General features: G+C 65.4%; 12 protein-coding genes and 3 pseudogenes. 7 read left to right on the plus strand and 8 right to left on the minus strand.

From position 1 onward, the window contains the following. The first annotated feature begins 52 nt into the window (after positions 1-52). Positions 53-445, plus strand: coding sequence for a phage holin family protein (locus tag NF20_RS07195; protein ID WP_023865801.1), 393 nt, complete (start codon positions 53-55; stop codon positions 443-445). A gap of 12 nt (positions 446-457) precedes the next feature. Here the strand turns inward: NF20_RS07195 and NF20_RS07200 are convergent. The 4 genes and pseudogenes from NF20_RS07200 to NF20_RS07215 all read right to left on the minus strand — a co-directional run. After that, a pseudogene (locus NF20_RS07200) lies at positions 458-1,150 on the minus strand (phosphoribosyltransferase); the annotation flags it as partial. 26 nt (positions 1,151-1,176) lie between these two features. Then, entirely contained in the window at positions 1,177-1,404 is a 228-nt protein-coding gene (locus tag NF20_RS07205; protein WP_033712788.1) for a crotonobetainyl-CoA--carnitine CoA-transferase, read from the minus strand. A gap of 323 nt (positions 1,405-1,727) precedes the next feature. Next, on the minus strand, positions 1,728-2,435 hold the full coding sequence (locus NF20_RS07210) for a hypothetical protein (protein ID WP_019733675.1): 708 nt from the start codon (positions 2,433-2,435) through the stop codon (positions 1,728-1,730). Positions 2,436-2,475: 40 nt separating this feature from the next. Beyond that, positions 2,476-3,534 carry a hypothetical protein gene (locus NF20_RS07215; protein ID WP_019733676.1) on the minus strand — a complete coding sequence of 353 codons (1,059 nt, stop codon included), beginning with the start codon at positions 3,532-3,534 and terminating at the stop codon, positions 2,476-2,478. 324 nt (positions 3,535-3,858) lie between these two features. Between NF20_RS07215 and NF20_RS07220 the strand changes: the two genes are divergently transcribed. Further along, a complete protein-coding gene (locus NF20_RS07220; protein WP_019733677.1) occupies positions 3,859-4,122 on the plus strand; it encodes an SMODS domain-containing nucleotidyltransferase in 264 nt (87 codons plus the stop codon). Positions 4,123-4,163: 41 nt separating this feature from the next. Here the strand turns inward: NF20_RS07220 and NF20_RS07225 are convergent, their stop codons facing one another. Together NF20_RS07225 and NF20_RS26105 are read right to left on the minus strand one after the other, a co-directional pair. Then, positions 4,164-4,571 (minus strand): MerR family DNA-binding protein, encoded by a 408-nt coding sequence (locus tag NF20_RS07225; RefSeq protein WP_019733678.1) that lies wholly within the window; start codon positions 4,569-4,571, stop codon positions 4,164-4,166. Positions 4,572-4,842: 271 nt separating this feature from the next. Next, entirely contained in the window at positions 4,843-5,691 is an 849-nt protein-coding gene (locus NF20_RS26105; protein WP_075362388.1) for a DUF732 domain-containing protein, read from the minus strand. Positions 5,692-6,376: 685 nt separating this feature from the next. Here NF20_RS26105 and NF20_RS28050 point away from each other — a divergent pair. From NF20_RS28050 to NF20_RS07250, 5 genes and pseudogenes are all read left to right on the plus strand, one after another. Continuing rightward, positions 6,377-6,702, plus strand: a pseudogene (locus tag NF20_RS28050) (cadmium-transporting ATPase); the annotation flags it as partial. 408 nt (positions 6,703-7,110) lie between these two features. Continuing rightward, entirely contained in the window at positions 7,111-7,422 is a 312-nt protein-coding gene (locus tag NF20_RS07235) for a DUF1490 family protein (RefSeq protein WP_019734356.1), read from the plus strand. Between the two features lie 49 nt (positions 7,423-7,471). After that, positions 7,472-9,799, plus strand: a complete 2,328-nt coding sequence (locus NF20_RS07240; RefSeq protein ID WP_085989686.1) for a copper-translocating P-type ATPase — start codon at positions 7,472-7,474, stop codon at positions 9,797-9,799. Between the two features lie 127 nt (positions 9,800-9,926). Then, on the plus strand, positions 9,927-10,565 hold the full coding sequence (locus NF20_RS07245; RefSeq protein ID WP_019734354.1) for a DUF5134 domain-containing protein: 639 nt from the start codon (positions 9,927-9,929) through the stop codon (positions 10,563-10,565). 1,100 nt (positions 10,566-11,665) lie between these two features. Continuing rightward, positions 11,666-12,064, plus strand: a pseudogene (locus tag NF20_RS07250) (PRC-barrel domain-containing protein); the annotation flags it as partial. Positions 12,065-12,274: 210 nt separating this feature from the next. On the opposite strand, the gene NF20_RS07255 reads toward NF20_RS07250, so the two are convergent. Together NF20_RS07255 and ctpC are read right to left on the minus strand one after the other, a co-directional pair. Then, positions 12,275-12,997: a cation transporter gene (locus NF20_RS07255; protein ID WP_196236150.1), complete on the minus strand. Its 723-nt coding sequence runs from the start codon at positions 12,995-12,997 to the stop codon at positions 12,275-12,277. Positions 12,998-13,265: 268 nt separating this feature from the next. Then, complete coding sequence (gene ctpC, locus NF20_RS07260; protein ID WP_033712784.1) at positions 13,266-15,521, minus strand: manganese-exporting P-type ATPase CtpC; 2,256 nt, start codon at positions 15,519-15,521, stop codon at positions 13,266-13,268. Between the last annotated feature and the right edge of the window lie 2 nt (positions 15,522-15,523).

Consider the following 15,523-nt stretch of genomic DNA (forward strand, 5'->3'; position numbering starts at 1 on the left):
TGAAACAAGGTCTGCAAGACCGCGGTCCCGCTCGTCGCCTGGAGGATGACTGATGCTCATCATTGCGCTGGTATTGGCCCTGATCGGGCTTGTCGCGTTGGTGTTCGCGGTCGTCACCAGCAACGAGCTGGTCGCCTGGGTGTGCATCGCCGCCAGCGTGGTGGGCGTGGTGCTGTTGATCCTCGACGCGCTGCGGGAGCGCCAGCAGCGCGACCTGGGCGGTGACGAGGCCCACGAGGACGCTGACGAGGACGCGGACGAGGCGGGCGCCGACGAGGACGACTTCGTCGACTATCCCGAGGACGCGCCCACCCAAAGCAGCGCAGACGCCGACGCCACCGAAAGCACCGAAGCCACCGAGCCGTCCGATCAGTCAGGGCAGGCCGGGCGGTCCGAGGAATCCGCCGTCCCGGCCGACGGCCGCGGCGACGAGGCCACGCACTGACGTTCCGCGCGCTCAGCCGGTCGGTGTGGCCAGCAGCTCACGCACCTCGTCGTCGCTGACCTGGTGAAAGTCGCCGTACACCTGCCCGACGGCCTCGAATCCCGGCGGCGTGCTCAGGCACACCACCTCGTCGGCCTCGCGGCCCAGCTCGCGGCAGGCCGACTCCGGTCCCACCGGCACGGCCACGACTATCGATCTGGGTGTCGCGCCGGTCGGGCCGGACCTCAACGCGCGCACCGCGGCCAGCATGCTGGCGCCGGTGGCGATCCCGTCGTCGACCAGGATCACGACCTTGTCCCGCAGGTCGGCCATCGGGCGATCGCCCCGGTACGCGTGCTCGCGCCGCGCCAGTTCGGCCGTCTCGCTGTCGATCACCGCGCGCACCTGCTCGTCGGTGATGCGCAGGCTGCTCACCACGTCGTCGTTCATCACCACGCCGCCGCCGCTGGCCAGGGCGCCCATCGCCAGCTCCGACCAGTTCGGCACCCCGAGCTTGCGCACCAAAAACACGTCCAGCGGGGCGTGCAGCGCCGCGGCGATCTCCCAGGCCACCGGCAGGCCGCCGCGGGCCAGCCCGAACACCAGCACGTCGCCGCGGTCGCGGTAGCCCATCAGCTCCCCGGCCAGCGCGCGCCCGGCCTCACGGCGGTCGCGAAAACTGCGCATCGCCGTTCGCCGGAGAAAGCCGTTCGGTCGGTTCATCGGTGGTGTCCCAAAGGTGTCTTCCAAGCCTACTGGCAGCTACGCCCGCGCATCGGCGAGCCGGCCTCGCTGCCGTCGTTCCAGGGGATGGCGCCGCCGGCCGGCAACACGTCGACCCGGCGACCGGACAGGTCGTGGCGCACCCGGACGTTCCGGTCGTCGAGTCGGATGTCGCATTCGCCGGGGCCGTCGCGAAGGGTGTTGTGCAGCTTGGTGTTTCGTAGCATCACCCACTTGTCGAGCTTGTTGTCGGCCATGGGGATAACGCTTTCGGATGTCGCCTGCTCGGCCGGTTACCCGATCGGCCGGCCCTCACACGCGCAGGGTGCATCGGCAGCGAGAAAGCTCTGGAACAAGACGAAAAACATGTGTGATCGCGGCGTCGCCGCTCAACGCACTCCATCGGCTCGCTCGCCTCAGTGGTGTGTCCGAGGGGGGACTTGTCCGCCTACGACACGAGTTGAGGTCTTCCAGCTGAGCCGTTGATCCTGACGAGTCATTATTCTGCCGACGCCGCGCTGGCAACTACTGACGAACGAATCAGTGCAAGCTTGTGCTGCTCCAAAGTGAGGTTCAGCGGTCAGTGGCCTAGCGCTCCGCTGAGTAGCTCGGCGGCGAGGTGGATGTCATCGAGACGTAAATCGGCGCCTTCGGGGATTGCGTTGATCAGTGATAGCGATCGGTCGGCACGCGCGTCGAGGCAGAACTCCACGTGTTGTGCGATGTCCCGCGCGAGCTGGGACTCAGCCAGTGAAAGCTGCTCTCGCACTGTGGGTCCCGATTGTTGATCCAAAGTGAGTCGGACGATGTCAAGCAAGTCCGTGCCTTCCTTGGCTTTGCCGCGATCGAAGGTCGCTTGAAGTTTCATGGCGATCAGCGGGCCGGGCTCGGCAACTGCAACCGCGATATCAGGCTGTCCGTGCACACCCATGATGACCGGAGTCGCGGTGGCAGCAGCCCAGGCGTGCGACAGCACGAAGAGCCGGCCGGTGGGATCGTCGGGCAGCGGGTGCAAATCGGCGTCGGCCACTTCCAAGACGTCAACGATCACTTTTCCGGCCGCAGTCGTGACCAGCGCCGCGTTGCGTCCTTCGACCGGCTCGCTCTTCGCTATCAGCAGTTCGAGCTGAGGGGCTTGATGGTCGTTGCGGCGGTTGACGATGTCGAGGTCGCTGGTGGCACGATGCGGGGTGCTGAGACGGCATATCACAGCCAGACCTCCGATCACCGTCACAGGCTGGCCAGTCAGGGTCTGGGTAGTGCGGATTGCGTCCGCCAGTGCCGACATTTGGGCGCCCAGCAGCTCTACCCGAGGGGTCTGAAGCTGTTTACCAGACACGAGACCACGGCTCTGGGGGAGTCCAGCTATCCAGTATCTCGCGCCCTCGACCTGGGTCCTGGGCCAGGTCGAGAGCCACGAATAGGGGGCGGGTCATGGGCCAGTACTCACTGTTCCCGTTGCCGGGAAAATCCACTGGATCTTGCCGGTATATGCAAACCAGGGGCGTGGGTGCAACACGCACGACGGCTGTGGGCGTGATGTGCTCGCGCGCGGGTGCGAGCAGTTTGGCTGCGCGGCGCATCACCTGCTGGTCGGGAACGTAGAGCACCGGTGGATGGTTTGATCTGATCGCGATCGGCGCGCCGTATACGGCGGCCGCGCGCGAATCGCTGAGCGCCCATCCCGGCTTGTCGAAGTCGTCGAGATTCACCCGCAGTGCATTAAGCAGGCCACCCTCTCGCGGCTCATTTGCGACGGCGAAGTCGGTGGGCTTCCACCGTGACGCTAACTCCCAGAAGAGCTCTGGTGTTCTAGGGTGCCCGGCCGGAGTGATCAGGTTGGCGTCGCGGAACGCGGCAATCGTGTCGGATACCGAGCTGGGGGCGCGGTCGATCTGCGTGGCGAGGGGACGAATGGAGACCACGCGGTCGGGTGTGAGCAGCATGGCTGACGCTAATTCGATGCCAACTTGACCGGCGAACGGTTCGCGCCGGCGTGGCGCGCGCATGGCAGCCGGCACGTTCGCGTCTACCAGCAGTCCATTGGCGGCGAGCCGTAGGTGGCCGCGAGTGTCCAACCAGCTCCAGCCGGCAGCGCGGAGCTCTTCGCGCGCATCGGCCGTAATGCGGTTGGCTACGACCACGCCGACGGTGTTCGCGCGCAGTTGGTGACTCCACAGTTGCAGCTGGTCCCGCAGGCCCTTTGTGGTCATTAGTGACGAGGTTTTGACCTCGACGAGCAGCTGGCGGTTGTCGGGCAAGACGAGGACCCCGTCCGCGTGCAGATCGTTCGCTTCGTTCGCGCGCACGAACTTGAGCCCCACCGCGGCCACGGCGTCGGCGAGTTCGTCGACAGCGTTCATCTCGGTGCGGAGCGATCCTGTCATGGGTAGATCCTCGCATGCTTTCGGTGTTCGGTCTATACCGAACACCGAACGGCGTCTTCAGTGGATGCTTGTCGGTCACGTGTCTCGCGGAATGCCGGTTCGCTCAGTTGACGCCGGCGTGCTGTACGTAGGAGCGGCACGCTGCGGGTCTTCGCACTTCGGGTCGATGTGCGCCGATCAATGCTTGCCGCAGCGCTTTCGCGTCATAGATGGGCGATCTCAGTTGGCGTGGCGACGCCATACTCGCCGCCTGGATGCCGGAAAGAGTCCTCGGCACGCGACTGCTCGGCGACAGCACGAAACGACTCGTCATCCCTGCTTAGGATGTGCAACTCGCTGATTACCGGCAAGAGGCCGCAAGGTTCGTGGGCGCATCGCACCATCATCGACCCCGCCGTCGGCGACAACGAGTTTGACGCCGACTTCATGCTCGATATGAGCGAGAACCCGGACTGGGCCGACAACCCCAAGGCCTGCATCGGTGAGGTCCACGCCGCCCTTCACCGGCACAGCACCTACGGCACCATGCCGCACTCACGGAAGTGCCGCTGCGTGCGGCTCGTCTACGCCAACTCCATGCACACCTGACGACCAATTTCTGATCGACCCCGGCCTCGTAGGTGGTCTCCTTATGCCGTTGGGGATTCAATGATGCGGCAGACGGTGGCAGCGCGTCCGCGGCGTTGATCGCTGCGGGCGGTTTGTAGCGCGGTGGTCAGGGTGGTGCGTAGGGCGCGTAGGTCGGCGATGGCGCGGTCGATGTCGCGAATGTGCTTGTCGAGCAGGGCGGTGACCTGCTCACAGGGCGCCGTGCCGTGGCGATGCAGGTCGAGGATGTCTTTGATCTCCGACAACGTCAGGCCGAGGGTCCGGGCCCGAAGAATGAACCGCAGGATCGCGATGTCGTGGTCGCTGAACAGCCGGTAGCCGGCTTGGGTGCGCTCAGCAGGCGGCAGCAGGCCCTTGGCTTCCCAGATCCGGATGGCCTTGGCGGACACGCCAATGGCTTTGGCGGCGTCACCGATGGTGTGCGTCACTAGGGTCCGTTCACGGACGGCGGCCGCTATCGATGACCCTTCCCAGCTGCGAGGTTCAAGCGTAGCCGTGCGAGTCCCGGATGCAGCTGCCTCACTCATTGGTCGTTAGGGGCGCGGTGCCGACGAGTCCGTTTCCCCTTCCTCCTATTCCAGCTGAATTGCAAGAGTGGTCCGGCGACGCCGCGCTCCGTCGCGAACGGCAACGTCGACGGTGACTCCAACGGTAGGGGTTGCCCCAGGGGCAAGGTCAAGGGTACGCCGCGGCAGCCTCTCACGGTGCGAGCCTGACAAAGCCCGGAGGCATGGGTCGCGCCGGCGACGGCTCCACCGGACCGCCACCGGCGTTGCCACCACTGCCTCCGCCGCCGATGCCGCCACCGCCGTTGCCACCGCCGCCGGCAGGGCCCCCCGGAGGAGCATCGGCAGGGGGCTCCACCTCTTGCGGTTGCGGCGGCGATTGTTTTGGTGGCGGCGGTGCGGCTATCGGCGGGGGCGGTGCCAGGATATGCGCCGTCGGGGGCGGTGGCGCCGGAATCTGCGGCGGGTTCGGTAGGAGGGGATCCCCCGCGGGAACCGCTCCGATCAGTGAGGCGAGCATTGTGCGGCCCGCCGCCGGCATATTGGTCATGTCCAACCCCGGCGGCGTGTCCCGCAGATCGCTTCCTGAGGTGACTGTGTCATGCGCGTACGCGGCGAGCCGGTGCGTCGGTTGCCTCGATCCCGGCGCGCGATTAGCCATGATGGAAGCTATCTTGCCCCGGTGGTACGGGCAGTAGATCTCCACTGCCGCGGTAATGAATCGGGCCTCGGTGCGCGCGAGGCGGCCGGGAGCGTATAGGCGCTCGGGCGGGTCGATGCGATACGCGTTGTTCACCATCTCGTCGACTAAGGCATCCACCGGCATGCCGCCATCGAGTTTGCGACAGACTTTATGGGCTGTGGCGATGAGGCTCGGAACGTTCTTGAGGGCGGGGATTTCTGCTTTATCGAGCAGTGCCAGAAACTGGTCGTCCTGGTTTGGGTCGGCCGCTGCTGCGCCGCCGCTCAGAATTGCGGCGCCGGTTAGCACCACGATGGCGGTGACCAGGGCACCGGCGTGGCTAGTGGTGCCGGTGAACATGGTAGGGGTTTCCATTCTGCTAGGGTTCCCACGGCGTCGCGGGCGGGCGATGCCGTGGTCGGTCTTGTGACGTGAGCCGTTGCGTCGCAGAATGTTTCGCTACGGCGCTGGTGCTCGAAGGATCGGTGTGAAGTGATGGACTATGTAGCGAATCGATGAATCTGCTTACGGCGTTGGTGGGTGCGCCGCATCAGTGGCCTACGGGGACCACGAGGCCTAATTACGTTGTCGCTCAGCTCATGTTCGCCTCCTTCGCGTGACTACGGTGGAGGCATCACCGCCGGTGACTCCAACGGTAGGGATTGCCTCAAGGGCAAGGTCAAGGCGCAGTGCCGTAATTCTTTGCCGCCCGCCCGCCCGCCCGCCCGCGTCGCGGGCCGTCGGCTTTCGTTCAACCGCACTGAAATTGCGTAAGAAAGTGCGTTTCAACGTCTTTCGTTACGGCGCACGTACGAACGATGGGGTCCAGTTAGGACCCGCGTGAGCTCGATGAATCCAGCCTCGGCGCCGGTGTGGCCTAACCCTTGACCTTGCCCCGGGGGCAACCCATACCTTGGGGTTGCTCGTCGGCTAACGCGAAGCGACGGGAGAGCGTGCGAGATGAAGGCGGCGCCCCACCTGGTGAGTTTTGCGGCGTACGAAGTTGCGCCCCCGCCGCGGCGGACTGACAAGGCCAGGATCACTGATGCTGACCGTTGATCCTGACCGGGATGTTGGGTTGACCGTTGTATCCGCCGCTGCGGGGCGGATGCATGTGTCCGCCAACGGGTTTCGTATCTACACGGTCCCGGCCGTCGCGATCGAGGATGCGGTCGGCAGCTGAGCGGTGTGCGTGCCGTGCGTGTCTATCCGCGAACGGCATCCGTTGTGATCCGGTATTCGCCCGCTGCCTGCGACACCGCTGCCGTCTTGTCGGCGATCACCGATGCACAGCACACCCCCGCCGCGTCGGTGCCCGCGCATGCCCCCCGCTCGGCTGATTTCGGCAACGGCGGCATAGTGGACAAAGTCACCGGCGGGATAGGGCGAACGCAATTACGCCTGCGCCATGGAGTGCCAGACCATCCGCCGGAGATCGAGCGGCGGCTGGAAGCTTCGAAGAAGATCGATACGGTCGTGTTTGACAAGACCGGCACCCGCACCCGCGCCCAGATACAGCTCGCCGATGAAACGCCATAGCATTAAATCCACGGGGTGGCCCTAGCACGGGCGCTGATTCACCTATGCATCAGAGGTCGAATAATCCAGTGCAGTTGAACCGTCGGACTCGATGAATCCGACCTCGGCGCTGGTGCGACCTAACCCTTGACCTTGCCCTTGGGGCAACCCTTACCTTGGGGGTGGCCCGTCAGCTGACGCGACCCGCGCCGCCGAGGCGTGAGCCATGCCGGGGCAACGATTGCGAAGGGAGCGTGCGAGATGGCATTGCATGGGTTTTTGGTGAAGGCGGCGCCCCACGTGTTGACCTTCGCCGCGTATGAGGCGCTACACCGAGTGGTGGCGAAGGCTCCGTGGCGGGAGGCAACGGTTTCCGCAATGGCCTGTGGTGTTCGCGGCGTGCGCACGGCTGAGGAGAAGGCCGAGCGGGCTCGATTGACGGCCGCCGACATGTTCGCCGAGGCGATAGAGCGCAGCGGGGAGAAAGCTCCGCTGTCAGCGGTGGCGGACGAGGAAGTTGCGCCCCAGCCGCGGCGGACTCGGAAGACTAGGACCACTGATGCTGACAATTGATGCTCAGCGAGATGTGGGCCCGACCGTTGCGTCCGACGCGGCAGGACGGATGCGTATACACACCAACGGCTTTCGTATGGACGAAGGCCGGGCCGTCGCAATCGAGGAGACGGTCGGCAACCTATCTGGTGTACGCACCGTGCGTGTGTATCCGCGCACGGCATCCGTTGTGATCCGATATTGGCCCGAGCGATGCGACACCGGCGCCGTCTTGTCGGCGATCACCGAGGTGGAGCGCAGCCCTGCCGCTTCGGAGCCGGCGCCTGTTTCGCGGTCGGCTGATATCGGCAATGGCGGCATCGTGGGGAAGGTCGTCGGCGGGATCGGGCGGATGCTGCTGGGCCTGCACAGTGACGAGTCAGAAGCTCCGCCGGAGATCGAGAGGCTACGAGAGGCGCTGAAAGGTATCGGCTATCACCTCGCGCCGGTTACCGAGGGTCAGCCCTCGCCGCGCGAGGAGGCCCAGCGTGGGATTCGGGCCTGGTTGCGGCGGGTCTGGTTGGCCTGGCCGCTGGGGCTGCTGGCGTCTGGCTTGACGATGTTCTTCGCCGCGTCCCCGTGGGCGGGGTGGTTGGCCTTCGCCGCGACGCTGCCCGTCCAATTCATAGCCGGGTGGCCGTTCCTGTTGGGGGCGGCCCAACGGGCGCGGGAGAAAACCGCGAACATGGACACGCTGATCACACTCGGCACGTTGACCGCGTTCATCTACTCCACCTATCAGCTCCTCGTTGGCGGGCCGCTGTTCTTCGACACCTCGGCGCTGATCATCGCGTTCGTGGTGCTGGGCCGCTATTTCGAAGCCAAAGCCCACGGCAAGACGCTCGAGGCCATCAGCAAGCTGTTGGAAATGGGCGCCAAAGAAGCCCGGCTGCTGGTCGACGGCCAGGAGCTCCTTGTGCCAATCGATCAGGTGCAAGTAGGAGACCTGCTGCGGGTGCGGCCGGGGGAGAAGATCCCGGTCGACGGCGAGGTCGTCGACGGGCGTGCCGGCGTTGATGAGTCGATGCTGACCGGCGAGTCCGTCCCGGTCGAAAAAACGGTGGGCGACCATGTTGCCGGGGCCACCGTCAACACCGACGGGCTGCTGACCATCCGCGCTACCGCCGTAGGGACCGACACCGCGCTGGCGCAGATCGTGCGACTGGTCGAACAGGCCCAGGGCGGCAAGGCCCCGGTGCAGCGCTTGGCCGATCGGGTCTCGGCGGTGTTCGTGCCAGCTGTCCTCGGCGTGGCCGTGGCGACGTTTGCGGGCTGGACGCTGTTCGCCGCCAACCCGGTCGCCGGCATGACGGCGGCGGTCGCGGTGCTGATCATCGCGTGCCCGTGTGCGCTGGGCCTGGCCACCCCCACCGCGATCATGGTCGGCACTGGCCGCGGCGCCGACATGGGGATCCTGGTCAAGGGCGGTGAGGTGCTGGAAGCCTCGAAGAAGATCGACACCGTGGTGTTCGACAAGACCGGCACCCTCACCCAAGCCCAGATGCGACTCACCGACGTGATTGCCGACAAGCGCCGTCAGCCCAATCTGGTGCTGCGAATTGCCGCCGCGGTCGAATCGGGCTCCGAACACCCCATCGGCGCGGCGATCGTCGCCGGGGCACACGAACGGGGGGTGGAGATCCCGGCCGCTACGGCGTTCACCAACCTCGCGGGGCACGGAGTGCGCGCCGAGGTAGAGGGCCGACCCGTGGTGGTCGGGCGGCGCAAGCTCCTCGATGTGCACGACGTGAAGTTGCCTGAACACCTTGCCGCAGCGGCGACGGAGTTCGAAGAACAAGGCCGCACCGCGGTTTTCGTCGGCCGCGACGGCGAAGTTGTGGGTGTGCTCGCCGTGGCCGACACCGTCAAAGACGACGCCGCCGACGTGGTCCATCAACTGCGCGCCATGGGGCTGCATGTCGCATTGATCACCGGCGACAACACCCGCACGGCGGCCGCGATCGCCAAGCAGGTCGGCATCGAGCAGGTGCTGGCTGAGGTGTTGCCGCACGACAAGGTTACCGAGGTGCGCCGACTCCAAGACGAGGGCCGCGTGGTCGCGATGGTCGGCGACGGCGTCAACGACGCGCCCGCCCTGGTGCAGGCCGATCTGGGCATTGCGATCGGCACCGGCACCGACGTGGCCATCGAGGCATCCGATATCACGCTGATGTCCGGCCGGCTCGACGGCGTCGTCCATTCGATCGAGCTCTCGAGGCTGACGCTGCGCACTATTTATCAAAACCTCGGCTGGGCGTTCGGCTACAACACCGCCGCAATTCCCCTCGCCGCGCTCGGCGTGCTAAACCCGATCGTCGCAGGCGCGGCGATGGGATTTTCCTCGGTCAGCGTGGTGACCAACTCGCTGCGACTTCGCCGCTTTGGCCGCGACGCTTGACATGTGGTCTGCAGTCTGCGAGTAGCTCAGCGGCCATGACACCCCTTAATCGTGAATCCAGCCAAAGGAGACGACCAACGGTGCCGGCGCAGCGCAGAGGAGTCCCGAGCATGCGGTGTAGCGGAACTTGATTGGCGACCTCGCGCTGCGGTGGACGGTTAGCGTCCTCTTCGGCGCCAGCTTCGCGGGACACCTGTACGGCCTTGTCGCGCAACGTGAACGATGGATATGCACAGTCGAACGCCTGCTGCACATAGTGATGTGCGCGGGAATGGTTGCGATGGCCTGGCCGGTCGGAATGGAACTCCCCACACTCGGGCCGATGGCCTTCTTCCTCGCGGCGGCCGTCTGGTTCGTGCTGGTGGCTGCCCACGTGTTCTCCGGCGACGATGGCCGACTGACCAACGGCTACCACGCCAACATGATGGCGGCGGTAGCTTGGCTGTACGCGGTAATGCGCGGCGGCCCGCTGGGCCGGCGCGATCACCCACCCGACCACACAATGCCCAGCTCGCCCGGAATGAAGATGCCGGGTATGGACATATCGGTACCCCACACAGCCGAACCCTGGTGGATCACTACCCTCAACTGGATCGCGGCGGTCGGATTCGCAAGTGCCGCAGTGTATTGGCTGTATCACTATTTCGCCCAGCGGAAAGCGAACCCTGCGCAGCACACCACGCTCCTCGGGGACTGGGGAACGCTATGCCAGGCATTCATGGCCTCCGGCATGGCCATCATGTTCGGCGTGATGCTGGAGGTATGACCCGCCGCAGCTCGGCGCACCAACGATGCTGCAGGCCCCTGCGTGGTGTGTTGCAGGCGTTGGGCGCCGGTTTTGGCCCTACGTGCTGCCGTGGCGTTCACCTCGTCACAGTCAGTCGCTGGTAGTTAACCCATTCCTGCGATGGCCCGGGATCCGTGTAGCCGTGGTCGTTGACTCGCCGACCCCGAAGCGCTCTGGCGCAAAGACCACTCGTAAGCCGCTGCCGGACGAAGATCACCAAACAACCAGATTCGTTCCGTTACTACGGCGACGCCGACAACCTCAACAGCACGATCAAGCAGGTGCTGTTCGGGCGCTCTGCTGGTGGAGTGCAGGTCTTCCAAACGTGCGCTATTCGTGTGAAACCGCTGGGGAAGCAGGCACCGATGCACGGCGGAGCATCGGTTCTGCGAAGCACAGCCTGGGTGCGACGCGTGGTGCCGACGATCCTTCCGCACCAGATCACTGAGTTTCCTCCAGTCCTTGGCCTCAGCCTCGGGGTGTTTTGCGTGAACCTTGGCCGCGATCGGGGCTAAGGAGGCAGCGCGGTGTCATCTGTAGCGCGCTGCCGGGGTGTATACGATTGTGCCCCATGGTTACTGCCGCAGGTGCGTGGGCTCGGGGACCTCAGCAAGCAGTACCACGCTCGGCCAACGAACTCGGCAATCACACAGTTGATTGCAATCGGCCTACCGATGACCGTCGTGCATTTCTCAGCAGACAGTAACCGGGTGGCACGCGCTATCGCCGGCGAACCCGGTTCGATCGTTCTCGGCCCCGTCGACGTTGGATGATGCGGATGATGATGATGTCACCACCGTGATCGCGGCGATCGTGGCGAGGATTGTTGTGCCGATGATTTGCTGGGCGTGGTTGTAATGGGGTAGGTAACCAGGTTCTGCGGCCGACCATAGACGCAGTGGTGTGCTCATGGCGGTGGCCGTCGACGCAGGTGTGGGCGCATGCTTATCGGCCCGTACAGCCGTAGCTTGATACGTCTGCGAACCTGGCCCTGGATTGGACACCACGGGTCGCCAGTATGGGGCCCTGAGCCCTGAGTGCAGACCGCTGGCGGCTCTATCGCGTTTGAGGAGAATGTAATGAATGCATCACAGGCTGCGGTCGAGCACGACGCGGCGCGGCCGGTGATCCACTTGTCGGAGTTGCTGCGTTCGCCGGTTTTGGCTCGCTCCGGCGAGGCTGTAGGCCGCGTGGAGGACGTGATCGTGCGACTGCGGGGCGCCGACGATCATCCGCGGGTGACTGGGATCGTGGCCGGGGTAGGTCGGCGGCGGGTGTTTATCGGCAGCCCTTCCATCAACGAGTACGCCGCGCAGCGAGTTGTGTTGGCCAAGAACACAATCGACCTCCGCAGCTTCGAGCGCCGCGACGGTGAGGTGTTGTTGCGCGCCGATGTGCTCGGGCACCGGTTGATCGATGTGGCGGCTGTGGAATTGGTACGCGCCTACGACGCGGAGCTCGAAGATACTGGCGGTGGGCGCGGCCGCTAGATCGTACGACCCTAATGCCGTCGATAGCCACCACCAACGGGTAAACATCGGTGACGGCTATTTGCTCGGGCTCGCCGAAACCGCCCGAGCCGCAGGAGAAAGGGAGGTCGGCATCGGCGGGCTTGCGCAATGCACGTGCATCGATTCAGCTTGCGGTCTCACCCGCGACGGCCGTGGTTGCTGGCGTTGCATCGATGGTTAGCAGCCGCAGTCCTCACCTCGCCAGGATCGAAAGCCTTGCCAGACCGCGACGACGGCAACGCCCAGCCCGATCACCGGATCGAGCCACCAACCGCCGGACCAGTTTGCGGTCGTCGCCAGGCCAATGAGCACCGCGGCAGCCTGAACAGCGCACAAATAATTCTGGGTGCCTTCGGCCACGGTGGCCGCCGAGTCCAATCGCGCACCGAGAATTCGTTGGGCGCGGCCCAGGAGCGGCATTTGCAGCACCGCGAAGGCGGTCAGCACGATGCCGATCACGCTGGTGTCGGGATGGCGCTCACCGAACAGATGGTGCACCGATTCGGCGGCGATGTAGGGGGCTGTCATCCAAAACGACACCGCCACACCGCGTTGGGCGCTGCGCTCAGCCGTCGCCGACAGCATCCGCGATCCGGTGAACCGCCAGATCACCACCACGCCGGCCAGACCCTCGGCCACACTACCCAGCGCCCAGCCGGTCAGGGCGACTGACCCAGCAGCCAAGCCTTGCCACAGCCCCACGGCGGCCTCAATGGCCAGAAAGACCAGGCTCACCCACGCCAGAGCGCGGGCCGCGCCGGCCGCACGCAGCCACCCCGCATCTGCGGCCAACACTGCCGGCGCATTCTGCGCGGACGCTGCGCAGCACGCATCGTCAAGCAACTCGCCCGGACCATTGGCCGGACCGGAATTTGTCACAAAGTACCTCACTGGCTGCATTTGGCCATTTTACGGGCGCGGGCGAAAGGCATCCACGACCGCCACACTCGCTGATCCAACCAAGTATGCCGGTGCAGGATTTCAACTTTCAGCGCCTGGATCCATCTTGGACGCGGCTGGACGCTTGGTGCTACCGCGGGGCCGGGTAGCAGACCGTCATGAACTGGCGGTCGCAGCTCGTTCCTCGACGAGCATTGCTTGCGAACTCACGACCTTGGGCTCGCAGGACGAGGGGCGAGCCCAAGGGTGTGAATCCGAAGTGACGCCGTCAACGGGATGATTCTTGGGCCACCAGCGGACGCACCGAGCCGCCTGGCAACTGCAGACTACCCTGGGTAGTAGTGCCGCGGTCCCCGGCATTACCCAAGGCGGTATCGCTGAGGCGGTAGCGGATCAGCCGGGAGCTGTTGGTGGCGACTGCGACTGAGGACGCGTTGTGCAGAATCGCGGCGAGCACCGGCGATAGTGCGCCGCCGGCGCCGATCAGCAGGCCAGCGGCGTTCACGGCGATCGACATGCCGTAGTTCTGCCGGATGACTTCGACCGCACGCGCACCCAGGTCCGGGACGTCGAGCAGACGTTGCAGATTGTCGTTGGCCAGAGCGACGTCGGCGGTCTCGACGGCCACATCGGTGCCAGCCAATCCCATGGCGATCCCGATGTCGGCGGTCGCCAACGCTGGGGCGTCGTTGACACCGTCGCCCACCATCCCCACGACGTAACCCTCGTCCTGCAAGGCTTTCACCACTGCGAGCTTGTCGTCGGGCAGCACCTCGGCGCGCCACTCCTCAATACCGAGTTCGTTGGCGACCGCTGCAGCGGTCTCGGGATGATCGCCAGTGAGCATGACAATCCGGCGTATCCCGGTGGCCCGCAATCTCTTCAGCACCTCGGCCGCCTCGGGGCGGACCTCGTCACGCAGACTGATCAACCCGACCAGCTTGCCGTCCACCGCGAGCAACAGCGGGGTTTCGGCCTGGCGGCGCAGCGTGTCGACCCACTCCGTAGCTTTCTTGGAGATGCGGACACGTTCATCACGCAGCAGTGACGGGCTGCCCAGCAACAGGATCCTACCGTCGGCCCAGGTGCGCATGCCCAGTCCCACCAGCACCTCGCATTCCTCATGTGGGGGAATGGTGATGCGGCGTTCCTCGGTCGAGCGGATTACCGCTTCGGCCAGCGGATGACGCGAGTGGATCTCGGAGCTGGCCGCATAGGCCAAGACCTGTTCTGGTTCCCAATCCTTGTGCAACGCAATGATATTCGTGACCACTGGGCGCCCAACGGTGAGCGTGCCGGTCTTGTCGAACACCATCGCGTCCACCCGGCCGGCCCGCTCCAAATGGGAGCCGCCCTTGATCAGGATGCCGCGGCGGGCGCCGTTGCCGATTGCGGCGCTGATCGCTGTCGGCGTGGACAATCCCACCGCGCACGGGCAGGCGATCAACAGCATGGTCATCGCGCGCCGCACATCCCCGGTCAGCACTAAGGTGAGCGCAGACAGGATGAACGAGGCGGGAACGAAACGACGGGAGAAGTTTTCGCCGACAGTCTGAATCGGTGCCCGATCGAGTTGCGCCTCTTCGACGCGGGTGATGATGCGTCCGATCACGGTTTGACTGCCCACCGCACTGGCGCGCACCACCAACCGTCCACGCACCACCACCGAACCGGCGTGCACCGGCGATCCCGCGGTGATACTGACCGGCAGGTTTTCCCCGGTGATCGCGGACTGGTCGACAATCGCCTCCCCGTCGATCACCTCACCGTCGACCGGGATGGCCACGTGATCGTGCACTACCACTTGATCGCCGATCTCCACGGTGTCGATCGAGACTTGAACCTCGCTGCCGTCATTCAGGCGAATCCAGGCGGTGTCGGCGGTGCCGCGCAGCAGCTCGGAGATGGCCCGCCGAGTCCGCCGCACGGTCAGATCCTGCAGATACTCACCAATGTTGAGCAGCCACAACACGGTAAGCGCCACCACGTTCTCGCGTAGCACCAAGCTGGCCACGGTGGCCGCAGCGACCAACGCGTCGGTGCCCGCGCGGCCTGACCGCAGCGAACGCAAGGCGCCGCGCAGGAACGGATACCCGGTGAAGATGGTCACGCCGGTTGCCACCAGCTGACCGGTCGGACTCAGCAGCGGTGGCCGTTTGAACCCGTAGCGGCGCACGCCCAGTAGGGCCAGCGCCGCCCCCCCGATCACCATGCGCAGCACCTCGGTGTTACGCACATCGGCTGATCGGGGTGAGCGCGCCGGAATCAGATTTTCGGCGATATGGGCGGCCTCCGCGATTGCCCGCTGCACTGCGGAACGGTCGCAACGTCTCGGCGAATACCACACCACCACCGAACCAGTGTGCGGATAGGCGTGCACCGCCCGCACGCCGTGTTGCCGTCCTACTGACTCTTCCACCGCCACAGCGCGACGCGAATTCGCCTGCACCCATGGGACCACCACCCGCATCCGCCCACCGGCATCCGACACGACCGGCAACACGGTGTCATCGACAACGGTCATAT

This window comes from Mycobacterium sp. MAC_080597_8934 (genome assembly GCF_000523975.1).
GTDB classification, from domain to species: domain Bacteria; phylum Actinomycetota; class Actinomycetes; order Mycobacteriales; family Mycobacteriaceae; genus Mycobacterium; species Mycobacterium avium.